This window comes from Rhodococcus sp. 05-2254-5 (assembly GCF_002258575.1).
GTDB lineage: Bacteria > Actinomycetota > Actinomycetes > Mycobacteriales > Mycobacteriaceae > Rhodococcoides > Rhodococcoides fascians.
Genome location: NZ_NOZG01000034.1, coordinates 33,227 through 48,276, shown reverse-complemented (window position 1 = coordinate 48,276; position 15,050 = coordinate 33,227). Strand labels below are relative to the sequence as shown.

Genomic DNA, 15,050 nt, shown 5'->3' with positions numbered 1-15,050 from the left:
ATGTGGCGCTGATCAGCGCTGGCCGTAGACGTTCTGGTAGCGGTCGTAGAGTGCGTCGACCGACGCGCGGGGGATGGGAAGTGGTTGTCCCAGTTGATACGACAGGTGCACCGATCGGGCCACGTCCTCGCACATGACCGCCGCTTTCACCGCAGATCGGGCCGACGGGCCAACGGCGAAGACGCCGTGGTTCTGCATGAGTATTGCCGGAGAGCGGCTGTCTGCGAGGGTGTCGACGATGCCGCGCCCGATCGAGTCGTCGCCGATCACGGCGAACGGACCCACCGGAATGTCGCCGCCGAATTCGTCGGCGCACATCGTGGTCACGACCGGAATGGGTTCTCCTCGTGCGGCCCACGCCACCGCGTAGGGCGAATGAGTGTGCACCACACCGTTGATATGGTCGAGGTGCCGATAGACGTATGCCTGCGCCTCGGTGTCCGAGGACGGCGCGTGGTCTCCTTCGACCACTCGACCGTGCAGATCGCACACCACCATGTTGCCCGGTGTCAGGTCGTCGTAGGAGACGCCGCTCGGCTTGATGACCATGAGGTCTCGACCGGGAACGCGCGCGGACACGTTGCCCGCCGTCCACACGACCAAACCGTAGCGCACCAGTTCCGCATGCAGTGCGCACACGTCCTTGCGAATCTCCTCGACGACCTCGCGAACATCGTCGACAACTGTCATTTCGCTTCCAGCTTCCTCGTCAGGGCTGCGCGACGCAGTGATCGCAGCCGGCGCATGGTCGGTACGTCCCGACCGAAGCGATCGTGCAGTTCCAGGTAGATCTCGTACAGCGAGTCGTATGCCTCCGAGCGGGACTCGTCCGGAACGAATGCACCGCGGCGGACCTTGCCCATCGACTTCGACGCCACCGGCACGTCCGGGTAGCAGCCTGCGGCCACTGCCGCGTGGATGGCGGAGCCCAAGGCGGGGCCCTGTGCGGACGCGATGACGGACAACGGCATACGTAGCACGTCGGCGTAGATCTGCATCAGCAGTGGGTTGCGGGCCAGACCTCCCGCCACGACGAATTCTTCGACGGGAACGCCGCTGTCGCGGAACGTCTCGACGATGACGCGGGTGCCGAATGCCGTTGCCTCGAGCAGTGCGCGGTAGGTGTCCTCGGGCCGCGTCGCAAGCGTCGATCCGATGACCAGGCCGGACAGTTCGTGATCGACCAGGATCGACCGATTGCCGCTGTGCCAGTCGAGCGCGACCAGACCGTGCTCGCCCACCTCTTGGGCCGACGCGAGCCGCGTCAGGTATTCGTGCACGGACTCGCCTGCGGCAGTTGCCGCTTCACTGTAGGACGCGGGAACTCCGGTGCGGGTGAACCACCCGAAGATGTCGCCGACCCCACTCTGGCCGGCCTCGTACCCGTACGACCCAGCGACGATGCCGCCGTCGACGACGCCGCACATACCCGGAACGTCGTTCAACACGGTCGAACTCATGACGTGGCAGGTGGATGTTCCCATGATGGCGACCATGCGGCCCGATTCGACGGCACCCGCAGCCGGGGCCGTGACGTGCGCATCCACGTTGCCGACCGCGACGGCTATCCCCTCGGGCAATCCCGTCCATGCCGCGGCCTCGGCGGTCAACGTGCCTGCACGCGAGCCCAACTCGCCCAGCGGTTGGTCGAGCTTCTCTGCCACGAACCCACCGAACCCGGACGCGAGCTCGGTGAGGAAATCGACGGAAGGATACTTGCCGTTCTGATAGATGCCCTTGTATCCCGCGGTGCAGGCATTACGCACGTAATTTCCGCACAGTTGCCAGACGATCCAGTCGGCCGCCTCGACCCACCGGTCCATGGCCTCGTAGATCTCGGCGTCCTCCTCGTGAATCTGCAGCGCCTTGGCGAATTCCCATTCCGAGGAGATCAAGCCGCCGTAGCGGGGGAGCCAGCTCACGCCGCGTCGGGCGGCCAGTTCGTTGATCCGGTCGGCCTGTCCCTGCGCCGCATGGTGTTTCCACAGTTTGACGTATGCGTGTGGGCGATCGACGAACCGCGGGTCTTCGCTGAGCGGCGTGCCGTCCGCGTAGGTCGGCACCATGGTGCATGCGGTGAAGTCGGTCCCGATGCCCACCACCTGCTCCGGCTCGATGCCCGCGGCGGCCATCGCAGCGGGGACGGCGCGGCGTAGGACGTCGCGATAGTCGTCCGGCACCTGCAGAGCCCACGCGTCGGGTAGTCGTACGGTACTGCCGGGCAGAGTCTCCTCGAGTACGGCGTGGCGGTATTCGTGTACGGCAGATGCAATTTCGGCACCATCGGACACACGGACGACTACGGCACGGCCGGAGAGAGTGCCGTAGTCCACTCCTACCGTGTAGCGGTCACTGGACATGCGATTCTCCTTGTTGCGGTGCAACGGTTGTGGTCGGTTTCGGTGCAGTGGTGCTGGACGATCGAACGACGAGTTCAGGATCGATGGACGCCTCGGGCGCGGCAGTGTTGTCCAGTGCCGCGCGCAGGACGTCGATCGCGCGTCTGCCGACTTCGGTGAAGTCCTGGCGGACCGTCGTCAGTGGTGGAATCAGGAAAGCAGCCTCGGGGATGTCGTCGAATCCGACGACGGCGAAGTCCTCGGGCACACGGCGGCCGCTCTCGTGGAAGGCGCGCAGCAAGCCGAGGGCCATCTGGTCGTTGGCGCAGAACGCGGCCGTGACGGTGTGGTCCTCGGCGAGGCGGAGCCCGTTCTCGTAGCCGCTGCGTGCGGACCAGTCGCCGCGGAGGACCGGTGTCCACGCCAGCCCGGCCTCGTCGAGCGCATCCTGCCACCCTTGTTCACGGCCGCGGGATTCGGTCCATCCCTGCGGTCCGGACAGATGCACGATGCGTTCGTGACCTGCCTCGATCAGGTGTCGGGTGGCCAATCGAGCGCCGCCGACCTGATCGATGCCCACGGTCCAGGTCGAGGTGGAGGGGTCACCTTCGACGACCACGACGGGAACGACGGACTCCTCGGATCGAGCCGCTGCCACAGCGTCGTCGGTGGCGGCGATCAACACGATGCCCTCGACGCCCTGGTCGTGCAGGTGATGCAGTGCGCCGACGAGTTCGTCGTGTGTCAGCGTTGCGAGACTGACTGCGCTGACGGAGAATCCGGCATCACGTGCCGCGCTCTGCACGGTGCGATGCGTGGTGCTCGGCCCCCAGAACCCGCCTTTGGAGCCGATGATTCCGATCGACGCGGAGCGTTTGGTGACCAGTGCCCTGGCGGCACGATTGGGACGATAGCCCAGTTGGTCGATGGCATTCTGTACCCGGTCGCGGGTTTCGGGGCGTAAGTTGTTCTGGCCGTTGATGACCCGTGAGACCGTCTGATGGGATACCCCGGCCAATCGGGCGACGTCGGTCATGACCGGCGCCTTACCGTCGATCCCTGTGTTGGTCACCTCTTTCTCGCCGTCAGCAGACGTTGGGCGAGAACGAACACCAGGAGCAGCACTCCGATCGTGATTCGCGTCCACCACGAGCTCAGGGTTCCGTCGAAGGCGATGAAAGTCTGTATGGCACCGAGGATCAGGACCCCCACCAGCGAGCCGAGGACGTACCCGCGCCCACCGGTGAGCAACGTTCCGCCGATCACCACCGCAGCGATGGCGTCGAGCTCCATGCCGACGGCGTTGAGGCTGTAGCCCGACAGTGCGTAGAAGGAGAACAGTAGGCCGGCGAGCGCCGCGCAGAATCCGCTGATCGTGTAGACGCCGACTTTCACAGCCGCCACCTTGAGCCCCATCAGCAGCGCGGACGCTTCGTTGCCACCGATTCCGTAAACCGAACGTCCGAAACGAGTGCAGGCCAACACGTATGCAGCAATCGCCACCGTGACCAGCGCGATCACCACGCTCCAGGTGATGGTGTAGCCGCCGGGTAGTTCGATGACGGCGAATGCGATGGAGGAGAACGTGTCGTCGGTGATCGGGATCGACTCGACACCGATCATGTAGCACAGGCCCCGGGCGAGGAACATCCCGGCGAGGGTGGCGACGAACGGCTGAATCTGCAGATAGTGGATGAGTGCACCCATGACGGTGCCGAGCACGGCGCCACACAGCAACACCACGGCCATGACCAGCAGCGGTGGCCAGCCCAATTGCAGTGTGCGCGCGGCGATCATCGTCGAGAGTGCGACGACGGACCCGACGGAGAGATCGATTCCGCCGGTGAGGATGACGAAGGTCATCCCTACCGCGAGGACGATGAGGAACGAGTTGTCGATCAGCAGTGACAGGAACACCTGTGGATCGGCGAAGCCGCTGTAGCGGAATTCGCCGAGTCCGAACAGACCGACGAACAGCGCGAACGTGGCGATGACCGGCAGAAACCGAGACGGTGGGGAGTACCGCTTCACGCGGTCCCAGGTCGAGGGCGCGGGGCCCGGTGCCGCCGCGGTAGTCGTGGGGGGAGCAGTCATGAGGTCGCTCACGGTCGTACCGCCTTGGTGGAGTCGGTGCGGAACCACGTCCGCAGTGATGCGCGGGCTCGTGGTGATTGCAACAGGCAGACCACGATGATGACGACCGCTTTGAACAGGTAGTTGGCCTCGGAGGGGATACCGACATTGGTGATGGTGCGCGTGAGTGTGCCGATGAGCAGGGCACCGACGACGGTGCCGGCGATGGAGAATCGACCACCGGTCAGAGCAGTACCGCCGATGACGACAGCGAGGATGGCGTCGAGCTCGATCCACTGGCCCAGACTGTTCGCGTTCACCGAGTTGGTGTTCGCAGCGATGATCAGACCGGCCATTCCCGAGCACACCGCGGCGAACACGTAGACCGTCCAGACGATCGTCCGCGACTGGACGCCTGCCAATCTGCTTGCCTCCGGGTTGATTCCGACGGCTTCGACGAGCATCCCCAGTGCGGTCCGCCGGGTCAACAGTGCGGTTGCTGCCACGACCACGAGGGCGATGATCAGTGCCAGTGGAAGTCCGAGAAGCGTGCCCGACGCGAGAGTGCTGAAGGCCGGGTTGTTGACTGTCGTGATGTTTCCGTCGGTGATCAACATGGCCAGGCCACGTCCGGCGACCATCAGAATGAGCGTCGCGATGATGGGTTGAATCCCGAAGACCGACACCAGAAGGCCGTTCCACAGACCCAGCAGCAGACATACTCCCAGTGCCCAGACGACAGCCATGATCATCGTCGTGGTGGCACCCTCGTCCGGTGCCGCGACGATGCGAGTACACGCAACGGCGGCAGCGATGACTGCCACTGCGCCCACGGAGAGGTCGATGCCGCGGGTTGCCACCACCAGCGTCATGCCGACGGCCACCAGAATGAGCGGCGCGGAGTTGCGTGCGATATCGACGATGTTTCCGAACAGGCCACCGTTTTCGATTCGAATGTCGAGGAAGTCCGGTGTCACAACGACATTGACGACGATCAGAGCTATCAGAGCCAGCAGCGGCCAGACGACCGGCTGGGCGAGGGCGGCACGTGCGCGAGCGGGCGCGCCGGCCGATGGTTCGAGGGTTTCGGTCATGATGCGACATTCCTGTCGGTGGTCGAAGTGGCGGCCGCGACGGGTTCGTCGGTGCGCACCCCGGCTGCGATGGTGGCGAGCACGTCGCCGACCGACACACCGTCGTTGATACGTTCGTCGATCTTGCGGTGATCTCGCATGACCACGATGCGGTCACTGAGGCGCAGGATCTCTTCGAGCTCGGCGGAGATGAACACCACCGACATTCCGCGCGCGGCCAGGTCGGCCACCAGGGTTTGGATCTGCGCTTTGGCACCGATGTCGATTCCGCGTGTCGGTTCGTCCAGAATCAGAAGTTCGGGTTCGGTGATGAGCCAGCGGGCGAGGAGCACTTTCTGTTGGTTGCCGCCGGACAGGTTGCGCATCAACGCGTTCGGATCGGCGGGCCTGATGTCGAGTGCAGAGATGTATTCCTTGACGAGCTTGGTGCGGGTGGCACGGGGGATGGGACGAAGCCATCCACGCTTGGCCTGCAGAGCGAGCAGCATGTTGTCGGCCACCGTCAGATCGGCCACCACACCGTCGGCCTTGCGATCCTCGCTGGTGAGGGCGATGCGCTGATCGGCGGCCTGGCGTGGACTGCGAATGCGGTGCTTGGTCGCATGCACTTCGATCGATCCGGAGTCCGATCGATCGGCTCCACCGAGCAGGCGAGCAAGCTCGGTACGGCCGGACCCGAGCAGACCGGCGATGCCGACGACCTGTCCCGCATGAAGACGCAGATCGGTTGCTTCCAGTGCGCCCTTGCGTCCGATGCCCAACACTTCCACGACGGGCGTCTGTTCGTCGGAAACCATCACCGGCTCGCGGCTGTCGAGTTCGCGCAAGGTGTCCAGTTCCCGACCGATCATCAACTCGACCAACTCGAACTGCGGAGTGTCGGCGACCAGGCGCTCGGAGACGAGCTTTCCGTTGCGCAGGATCGTCATTCGATCGGAGATCCGATAGATCTGGTCGAGGAAGTGCGACACGAAGACGATCGAGGTTCCGTCTTCCCTCAGCCGTTCGATGACGGAGTACAGGGTTTCGACCTCGTCCTTGTCCAGGCTCGAGGTCGGCTCGTCCAGGATGAGGACGCGGGCGTCGACATCGACTGCGCGGGCGATGGCGACGAGCTGTTGCACGGCGATCGGATGGTCCCCGAGGACCGACGACGGCTCGATGTCGAGGCCCAGCCGGTCGAGAGTCGTTCTGGCACGGCGGTTCATCGCTCGCGTGTCGATACCGCCGATGGCCCCCAACAGTTTTCCGGGTAGGCGTCGGGGCTCGCGGCCCAGGAGCATGTTCTCTGCGACAGTCAGATTCGGAAGTAGGTTCACTTCCTGGTAGACGGTGCTGATACCTGCAGCCTGGGCCGCGCTCGGCGTCGCGAACTCGTGTTCGGTTCCGTCGATCGTGACCGTTCCGCTGTCGATCGAGTAGACCCCGGTCAGTGCCTTGATCAACGTCGATTTACCGGCACCGTTCTCACCCATCAGCGAATGCACCTCGCCGGGGAAGAGCCGCAACGACACCCCGTCGAGGGCTCGGACGGCACCGAAGGTGATCGAGATGTCTTTCATCTCCACGAGCGGAGTCGGCTCTGTGCTGGGGATCGGCTCCGCGGTGGGAACGGTGTCGGTATGCATGCGTCGACTCTCAGTACTGGCGGTCGGCGAGTACTGCTGCCGCCTGGTCGGGCGTGAAGGTGGTCTCCTCGGTGACGACCCTCTTGGGAACGTCCTCGCCCTTGACGACCTTGTCCGTGAGCTCCATCAGCTGCGGTCCGAGAAGTGGGTTGCACTCGACGATGAAGTCGATCTTCTTGTCCGCCAGTGCTTGCATTCCGTCCTTGACGGCGTCGACGGTGATGATCTTGATGTCTTTTCCGGGTACCAGCCCGGCTGCTTCGATGGCTTGGATTGCGCCCAGGCCCATGTCGTCGTTCTGGGCGAAGACGACGTCGATCTGGCCTCGGTTGGAGTTGAGGAACGACTCCATCACCTGCTTGCCGCCGTCACGAGTGAAATCGCCGGTCTGTGACGCGGTGATCGCGATGTTCGACTGGCCGCCGGTGGCGTCGCGGAATCCCTCGGCCCGGTCGATGGCGGGAGCGGCTCCGGTAGTTCCCTGCAGTTCGACCACGTTGATCTTGCCGTCGCCGGTGGTGTCCGCAGTGGCGCTGTTCTGCACCAGCCAATCGCCAGCCTTCTTGCCCTCCTCGACGAAATCGGAGCCGAGGAACGTGGCATACAGCGAATCGTCGGTGGTGTCGACGGAGCGGTCGGTGAGGATCACCGGGATGTTCGCGCGCTTGGCTTCCTGGAGGACCGGCTCCCATCCCGTCTCGACGACGGGGCTGAAAGCGATGACGTCGACCTTCTGCTGGATGTACGTGCGAATCGCCTTGATCTGGTTTTCCTGCTTCTGCTGCGCGTCGGAGAACTTCAACTCCATGCCGGCTGCGCTGGCCGCGTCCTGGATGGAGGTGGTGTTGGCCGTGCGCCATCCGCTCTCGGCACCGACCTGGGAAAAGCCCAATACCGTTGCGCCGTCACCGCCGCCGGACGCGTCGCCGTCGCCTCCGCTACTGCACGCACTCAGGACGATCGCACCACTCAGAATGAGCGCGCTCGCCGCAAAAATTGTCTTCGACGCCATGGTGATCTCCTCAATGTCGCCACTCCACTGTGACGTGTGCAACACAGTGTGAGCGTTAACATCGGGCCGCGTCAAGACTTGAAACGTTTAATTTCCAAAATTTTGTGAGCGCTCACTCAAGCGCGAAGTGCAGAAAATCTCCACTCGATCACGGACCGGTACGTCTGGCCCGGTCGCAGCACCGCAGAGGTAAAGTTCGGGTGATTCGGTGAATCAGGGAACAGCTGGGGTTCGAGTGCGATGCCGTCGCCTTGGCGCAGCATCGAGCCGCGTCGAGACACGTCGCTGCCGTCCAGGAAGTTGCCTGTGTAGACCTGCACTCCGGGCTGATCGGTCCACAGTTCCAGTGTCGTTCGACTGCGCTCGGAGCTCAGGATCGCCGCACGCCGAAGCCCCGTACCGTCGACGACGAAGTTGTGGTCGACACCCCGGGCGGTCAGCAACTGCGGATGAGCTGCTCGGGCCAGGTCTCCGACTCGTCCCGGCGTGCGCAGATCCAGCGCGGTGCCATCGACGGATTCGATGGCACCGGTCGGGATTCCCTCGGTGTCGACCGGGGTGTACGTCGAGGCGAACACCTGCAGGGTGTGATCGTCGATGCCATGGCCATCGAGATCGAAATACGCGTGCGAGGTCAAGTTCACCACCGTCGGCGCGGTGGTCGTCGCCGTCGACTCCAACCGCACACGATCGGTCGTGACGGAGAACTGGGCCCGCGCACGGACTTCACCCGGGTAGCCCTGATCACCGTCGGGGCTGATCAACTCGAACTCGACCGAATCCGGTGATCGCCCGATCACCGTCCAGGGTCGTGAGTCGAAGCCGTCGGTTCCGCCGTGCAGGTGGTTGGTGCCGTCGTTGATCGTCAGTTGCACCGCCTGCCCGTCGATCTCGAACCGGCCGTCCTCGATCCGGTTCGCGTACCGGCCGACGGTAGAGCCGAAATAGGCAGTGGACGAACGAAGCTCACGCTCGCCCGCCACGCCGACGAGAACGTCGCGGCGCTCGCCGTCTCCTCCGGTCACCGACATTCGTTGCAGGGTCGCGCCGTAGGGGAGTACCTCGACCTCCACCCCGGGCGAACGTCCGATGGTGATGGTCTCGTTGTGATCGTCGTCGGTGGGCACCGGTCGACGATAGCTCCGGAGAGTGAGATCGGTCCCCGGATTGCTTCGTGCGGCGGGCGACGCACCATGTATTCGTAGGTGCGCATACTATGGTGTGATGCAGGCCACATCACTGCGCATTGATCGTCTCGATGAGATGAAAATAGCTATCGCGCAGGCGATCTCGGTCTGTCGAACGCAGCCGGACACCGTCGAACAGGAGAAATCGTGGCAGACAACAGAGCAGTGACGTACGCCGGACCAGGCAAAGTCGAGGTTCAGGACATTGCTTTTCCAGGCCTGGAATTGACCGACGGGCCCGGCGTGAACCCGGCCAACGTCGGCCGCAAATGCGAACACGGCGTGATCCTGAAGGTCGTCTCGACCAACATCTGCGGCAGCGACCAGCACATGGTCCGTGGACGCACGACGGCACCCGAGGGTCTGGTGTTGGGCCACGAGATCACCGGCGAGATCGTGGAGGTCGGGCGAGACGTCGAATTCTTGAAGGTCGGCGACATCTGCTCGGTACCGTTCAACATTGCTTGCGGACGGTGCCGAAACTGCAAGGAGCGCAAGACCGGCATCTGCCTCAACGTCAACCCGGATCGACCCGGTTCTGCGTTCGGTTACGTGGACATGGGCGGATGGGTGGGCGGCCAGGCCGAGTACGTCATGGCACCGTACGCGGACTTCAATCTGCTGAAGTTCCCCGACCGCGATCAGGCGATGGAGAAGATCCTGGACTTGACCATGCTCTCCGACATCTTCCCGACCGGATATCACGGCGCGGTCACCGCGGGAGTGAAACCCGGTGCGACGGTGTACATCGCGGGTGCGGGCCCGGTCGGTCTGGCGGCCGCGGTCGGAGCACAATTGCTGGGCGCGTCGGTGGTGATCGTCGGCGACATGAACGCCGACAGGCTGGCGCAGGCACGAACGTTCGGCTGCGAGACCGTCGACGTGGGCAAGGGCGCGCCGCAAGATCAGATCGAACAGATCCTCGGTGTCCCGGAGGTCGACGCTGCGGTGGACGCGGTGGGATTCGAGGCTCGCGGACACGGCGGAGACTCGTCCCACGAAGCACCGGCCACGGTGCTCAATTCGCTGATGGACATCACCACCGCGGGCGGTGGCATCGGAATCCCCGGGCTCTACGTCACCGGCGATCCGGGCGGCGTGGACGAGGCCGCACAACGCGGCGCTCTCTCGCTCAGCCTCGGCACCGGTTGGGCGAAGTCGCTCTCGTTCGCCACCGGGCAGTGCCCGGTGATGAGCTACCACCGGGAACTGATGAATGCCATTCTCAAAGAACGAGTCTCGATTGCGAAGGCGGTGAACGCAACGGTCATCACTCTCGACGACGCACCGCGCGGCTACCGTGAATTCGACAGCGGAGTCGCTCAGAAATTCGTCATCGACCCGCACGGCATGATCGCGAGCTGACAGCGTTCGGCCCAGCACTCGTTCGAGCCACCGCCTCGGAACGCGAGGGTGGCTCGAACGACTGCTGCGCCGAGTCCGGCAGCAGTTCGAGCCACCTATGCTGGTCCGATGTTTCTCCTCTTCGGCTTCGGCAGCAAGCGCAAACACGTCGGCCCTGGCGCAACGCGAAACTGCCCGCGGTGCCACAACACGACCCAGTGGGCGAGAATGAAGCAGTACCAGCAATTCACGCTGTTCTTCGTCCCGGTTGCGCGGTGGAAACGCGTCGAATTCGAGGAATGCGGAATCTGCGGGGCCGGGGTGTCGATCTGAACGGGCTCGCGCGCCCGTGACGGTGCGGGCGCGCGAACCATCCGGCAGACCGTCGCTCACGCAGGAGCCAGCACCACCACCGAATTGTGTCCTCCCATTCCCAGCGAGGATTTCATCGTCAGACCTGGCTCGGCTGCGGTGAATCCGTCGAGCAACTGCGGGTGTCCGTCGGAGACCTGTGGGGCCGCAGGAACCAGTCCGCGATCGAATCCCATGACGGCAGAGATGGTTTCGACGGCCGACGCCGCGCCTTGGCAATGCCCGGTGAGCGGCTTCACCGAATACACCTGCGCGTGTGAGCCGAGCACCGTCTCCAGCATCTCCGTTTCCGCGGCATCGCACTGAGCGGTGCCTGGCCCGTGCGCATTGAGGTAGCGCACCTGGCGCGCCGTGGCACCGGCGTCCGTCAAGGCGGCTTCGAAGCAGTCTCGTACCTGCGTCAGGGCCGGGTCGATGGACGTCGCGTGGAACGCGTCGTGAGTCATCGAACCGCCCAGTACCCGCGCGTACGCAGCATCGCTACGGTTGGTGAGTACGAAAGCTGTTGCTGCTTCGCCCATTCCGAACCCACGACTACCTTCCTGGAACGGTCGGCAGCCCTCCTGAGGTTCCACGTCGACCACCCCGACGCCGAGCGCGACGAAATGGTCGATGTTCTCCGGCGTCAGAGACAGGTCGGTGGCGACGAAGACGACGTCGTCGACGAAGCCGGTATCGAGCCACATCTTGGCGGTGAGAAGGCCGGCGTTGCCCGACGCGCACATGGCCGAGACGTTCATAGCCGGGCCGTGAAAGCCGTGCTCCTGCATCAGCAGTGATACCGGGGTCGACGGCATCAGCGTCAGGTAGTCGCGCACCCGCCGCACACCGCCGTCCTCCAGATAGAAGTTGCGCCACTCGTCCACTTCACCCAGGACGACCGCATGCACCAGACCGACCCGCCGACCGGGCCGCCAGCCCCGAGCGAGTGCGTCGTCGATGGCCTCGCGTGCGGCGCCGCGCAGTGCGCGGCCGAAGCGGCTGGTGCCGTCGTCGGTCTGCCCGCCGTCGGGCACTTTCGCAAGCCACACCGGGTTGCGGCCCGGGTGTGACCGGTTGTGGTGCAAGGTGGCGGCAGCCTTACCGCTGGCCAGACCGGTCCACAATGCGGCCGTACCCCAGCCGTAGCCGGACACTGCGCCGATCCCACTGATGTCGATGCCGTGAGATGTCATGATCGATTCCCGTTCCTTCTCGAGTTGTACGAGCCGTTTTCGGCTGGTTCCTCGATTTAGCCCCGCAAACAAGCACTGGGTCCAGTCGGAAAACGGACATAAGTGTCGAACCGTGCAGAAGATTCCGGCTCGGCCCACAGAAGTGGTTGAATCGAGTGTCGACAGACCGCCTACGAACGCGAGGACCGCAGATGGCCCCAGGGGAGCGCGACGTCGTCGGCGACCCCGAAGCCGATCCCGGGTCGCCCGGTCTTGCAGATCGTTATCGGGTTCTGATCGAACACTCGCCCGACGCGATCGTCGTCCACAGGCGAGGCAACCTTGTCTACGTCAACCCTGCGGGGCTCCGGTATCTGCGCGCCGACAGTCTCGGTGCGGTGGTGGGCCGTCCGATCACCGACTTCATCGCGGCCGTGTCGATCGGGCCGATGCTCGAGCGCATCGCCGCCCTGGACGTGCACGGAACCGCCAGTTCGGCCTCCGAGGCGGAGGTACTCGCCCTCGATGGATCGACTCTGACCATGGAGGCGGTCTCGGTCCGCACGGTGTGGAACGGAGAACCTGCATTTCAGGTCATCCTTCGCGACCTCACCGAACACAAGGCCGCACAGAAGGCGCTGCACTATCAAGCCGCGTTGGTCGAGCACGTCAGCGACGCCATCGTGGGGGTGTCCTCCGACGGGGTCGTGTCCAGTTGGAACCCTGCCGCGGAGTCGGTCTACGGACGGCGCGCAGCAGATGTGCTCGGCCTCTCCGTATCGAATGCAGTGGGGGTGCCCTGCGACCCGGTGGCCATTCTCGCGGCCGGCGGCCGGCTGTGGGACTCGCATCTGCGCGCGGACGGGACGGCGTTGGCGATGGTGGTCTCCGCGGCCCAGATGCCCGACGGGTGGGTGTTGGTCTGCGCCGACCAGAGTGCCGTCCGCCGGGCCGAGGAGCATTACACCGCCGTGGTGGAATCGCTGGAGGCAGGTGTCGTCGTACTCGACCACGCCGGTCGCATCACGTCGGCGAACCTCGCGGCGAAGACGATCCTCGACATCCAGGTGGGATCGGCGACGACGGGACAGTCCGCTGTGCTGCCGTTCCGGGTGTACGGCACCGATCAGCAACCCATTCGGCGACTCGAGCACCCCGTGGCCGTCACCGGCAGAACCGGGAAGCCGAGCCAGTCGGTGATCGGAGTCGAACGTCGTCGGGACGGACGACATTTCTGGCTTTCTCTGACTGCGACCATGCTCAACTTCGGCGGCCCGTCACCCTCGATCGTGGCAACGTTCGTCGACGTCACCGATGCCTATCGGACGAGCATGAAGCTCGAACACGCGGCAACCCACGACGACCTCACCGGGCTTCCCAATCGCCCGCTGATTCTGGCGCGGCTCGACCAGGAGCTGTCCCGGTCGAGTCGGGAGGATGCCATGGCGGTGTTGTTCATCGACCTCGACAACTTCAAGACCATCAACGACCTGCACGGACATACGGTCGGTGATGCCGTACTCGGTATCGTGGCCGCGCGGTTGACGCGGGCTCTGCCCGACGACGCATTCGTCGGACGCATCGGCGGTGACGAATTCGTGGCTGTGGTGCCGTGCTGTGTGGGGTCGGAGGCGGACGACGTCCGGGCGGAACTCGCAACCCCGATCACGACGGCAGACCGAGAACTGACGGTGACCGCCAGTATCGGCTGCGTGACCGTCGGCAGTGGTGATTCTCGCACTGCCTTGGACATTCTCGACGATGCCGACCACGAGATGTATCAGGCCAAGCCGGTGTCTCAGTACTCGGCACAGTCGTAGGGTTCGGTAACGAACAGGCACGACTGTGCACTGTTGTTACTCGTGGGGCTCGTGCGTCGTACATACTTCAGCGGTGATCAGGACCCTGCGCAAGCACACCCTCGCCATTCCCATGACGCTCGTCGCCGCCGTCGGGCTGTTGTTCGGCGCAGCGGGGTCGGGTAGCGCTGCGCCTGCGGTCACGTACACCATGGTGGCCTTCAGTAACGACAGCGATCGCAACATGGACGTGTACAAGTCCAGCAACGGAACGGACTTCACCACGGTTGCGACCGCCGCGTACACGCCGCCCTCCGGTGTGGTTCGTGACTCCAGCATCTTTCGAGCCGCCGACGGTATGTACTACGTGACATATACGACGGGCGGCGGCGCGGAAATCGGCTTTGCGCGCAGCGCAAATCGGGTGGATTGGGAATTCTTGCAGAACCTTCCGATCCCGTTCTGCTGCCTGCTTCTACCCGGGACCGGGGCGGGTACCGGCTCGGCGGGGTCCTCGGAACTCCCGTCTCTGTCCCCGTTCACCACCAAGGCGTGGGCACCGGAGTGGTTCGTCGAGGGCGACCGCGTCAGCATCATCGTGTCGTTGTCTGCCGGCGGAGGGTTCGTGCCGTATCTCATGACGGCGACCGATCCCGGCCTGACGACGTGGAGCTCGCCGGTTCCGTTGGTGGGAATCATCAACGACCACATCGACACCACGGTGGTGAAGGCCGGGTCGACCTACCACGCCTTCACCAAAGGTGAGAGCAACAAGGTCATCGAACACTGGATCGCGCCCGCTCTGGGTGGTCCCTACGTTCGGGACCTCACCTTCCGCGATTTCGGCCCGTTGAAGGAAGGGCCCGCCGTCGTCGAGTTGCCCGACGGTACCTGGCGGTTGTACTACGACGACTACACGAACCAGAAGTACTTCTACTCCGACAGCGCCGACCTGAACGGCTGGTCCGCACCTCAGGAGCTTCCGGCGCTGTCCGGAATCGTTCGCCACATCGGCATCATGAGAGAAGCTGCGTAGCAACAGCTTCTG

General features: G+C 64.4%; 14 protein-coding genes. 5 read left to right on the top strand and 9 right to left on the bottom strand.

Going from position 1 to position 15,050, the window contains the following annotated elements; genetic code table 11:
• Window positions 1–12: 12 nt before the first annotated feature.
• The 8 genes from CH278_RS26595 to CH278_RS26560 form a co-directional block, all read right to left on the bottom strand.
• On the bottom strand, window positions 13–690 hold the full coding sequence (locus CH278_RS26595) for an L-ribulose-5-phosphate 4-epimerase (protein ID WP_032401214.1): 678 nt from the start codon (window positions 688–690) through the stop codon (window positions 13–15).
• Window positions 687–2,360 carry a ribulokinase gene (gene araB, locus CH278_RS26590; protein WP_094623324.1) on the bottom strand — a complete coding sequence of 558 codons (1,674 nt, stop codon included), beginning with the start codon at window positions 2,358–2,360 and terminating at the stop codon, window positions 687–689. Before araB ends, CH278_RS26595 begins: the two co-directional genes overlap by 4 nt.
• Window positions 2,350–3,375: a LacI family DNA-binding transcriptional regulator gene (locus tag CH278_RS26585; protein WP_052068631.1), complete on the bottom strand. Its 1,026-nt coding sequence runs from the start codon at window positions 3,373–3,375 to the stop codon at window positions 2,350–2,352. Before CH278_RS26585 ends, araB begins: the two co-directional genes overlap by 11 nt.
• A gap of 32 nt (window positions 3,376–3,407) precedes the next feature.
• Window positions 3,408–4,445, bottom strand: coding sequence for a galactofuranose ABC transporter, permease protein YjfF (gene yjfF, locus CH278_RS26580; RefSeq protein WP_256991909.1), 1,038 nt, complete (start codon window positions 4,443–4,445; stop codon window positions 3,408–3,410).
• On the bottom strand, window positions 4,442–5,506 hold the full coding sequence (locus tag CH278_RS26575; RefSeq protein ID WP_080730100.1) for an ABC transporter permease: 1,065 nt from the start codon (window positions 5,504–5,506) through the stop codon (window positions 4,442–4,444). The genes yjfF and CH278_RS26575 overlap by 4 nt, the downstream gene beginning before the upstream one ends.
• Complete coding sequence (locus CH278_RS26570; RefSeq protein ID WP_052062875.1) at window positions 5,503–7,134, bottom strand: sugar ABC transporter ATP-binding protein; 1,632 nt, start codon at window positions 7,132–7,134, stop codon at window positions 5,503–5,505. The genes CH278_RS26575 and CH278_RS26570 overlap by 4 nt, the downstream gene beginning before the upstream one ends.
• 10 nt (window positions 7,135–7,144) lie before the next feature.
• Window positions 7,145–8,146: an ABC transporter substrate-binding protein gene (locus tag CH278_RS26565; protein ID WP_094623368.1), complete on the bottom strand. Its 1,002-nt coding sequence runs from the start codon at window positions 8,144–8,146 to the stop codon at window positions 7,145–7,147.
• Between the two features lie 116 nt (window positions 8,147–8,262).
• A complete protein-coding gene (locus tag CH278_RS26560; RefSeq protein ID WP_179274528.1) occupies window positions 8,263–9,273 on the bottom strand; it encodes an aldose epimerase family protein in 1,011 nt (336 codons plus the stop codon).
• A 97-nt stretch (window positions 9,274–9,370) separates the two neighbouring features.
• Here CH278_RS26560 and CH278_RS28120 point away from each other — a divergent pair, with 97 nt between their 5' ends.
• From CH278_RS28120 to CH278_RS26550, 3 genes are all read left to right on the top strand, one after another.
• Window positions 9,371–9,502, top strand: coding sequence for a hypothetical protein (locus CH278_RS28120; protein WP_256993741.1), 132 nt, complete (start codon window positions 9,371–9,373; stop codon window positions 9,500–9,502).
• Window positions 9,481–10,698: a formaldehyde dehydrogenase, glutathione-independent gene (gene fdhA, locus CH278_RS26555; RefSeq protein ID WP_027496167.1), complete on the top strand. Its 1,218-nt coding sequence runs from the start codon at window positions 9,481–9,483 to the stop codon at window positions 10,696–10,698. Before CH278_RS28120 ends, fdhA begins: the two co-directional genes overlap by 22 nt.
• A 108-nt stretch (window positions 10,699–10,806) precedes the next feature.
• Window positions 10,807–11,010 (top strand): zinc-ribbon domain-containing protein, encoded by a 204-nt coding sequence (locus CH278_RS26550; RefSeq protein ID WP_027496168.1) that lies wholly within the window; start codon window positions 10,807–10,809, stop codon window positions 11,008–11,010.
• A 56-nt stretch (window positions 11,011–11,066) separates the two neighbouring features.
• Here the strand turns inward: CH278_RS26550 and CH278_RS26545 are convergent, their stop codons facing one another.
• Window positions 11,067–12,224, bottom strand: coding sequence for a beta-ketoacyl synthase N-terminal-like domain-containing protein (locus tag CH278_RS26545; RefSeq protein ID WP_032368854.1), 1,158 nt, complete (start codon window positions 12,222–12,224; stop codon window positions 11,067–11,069).
• 191 nt (window positions 12,225–12,415) lie between these two features.
• On the opposite strand from CH278_RS26545, the gene CH278_RS26540 reads away from it, so the two are divergent.
• Both CH278_RS26540 and CH278_RS26535 read left to right on the top strand, forming a co-directional pair.
• Window positions 12,416–14,023, top strand: coding sequence for a diguanylate cyclase domain-containing protein (locus CH278_RS26540; protein ID WP_032401217.1), 1,608 nt, complete (start codon window positions 12,416–12,418; stop codon window positions 14,021–14,023).
• A gap of 112 nt (window positions 14,024–14,135) precedes the next feature.
• Complete coding sequence (locus CH278_RS26535) at window positions 14,136–15,038, top strand: arabinofuranosidase (protein WP_094623367.1); 903 nt, start codon at window positions 14,136–14,138, stop codon at window positions 15,036–15,038.
• The last annotated feature ends 12 nt before the right edge of the window (window positions 15,039–15,050 follow it).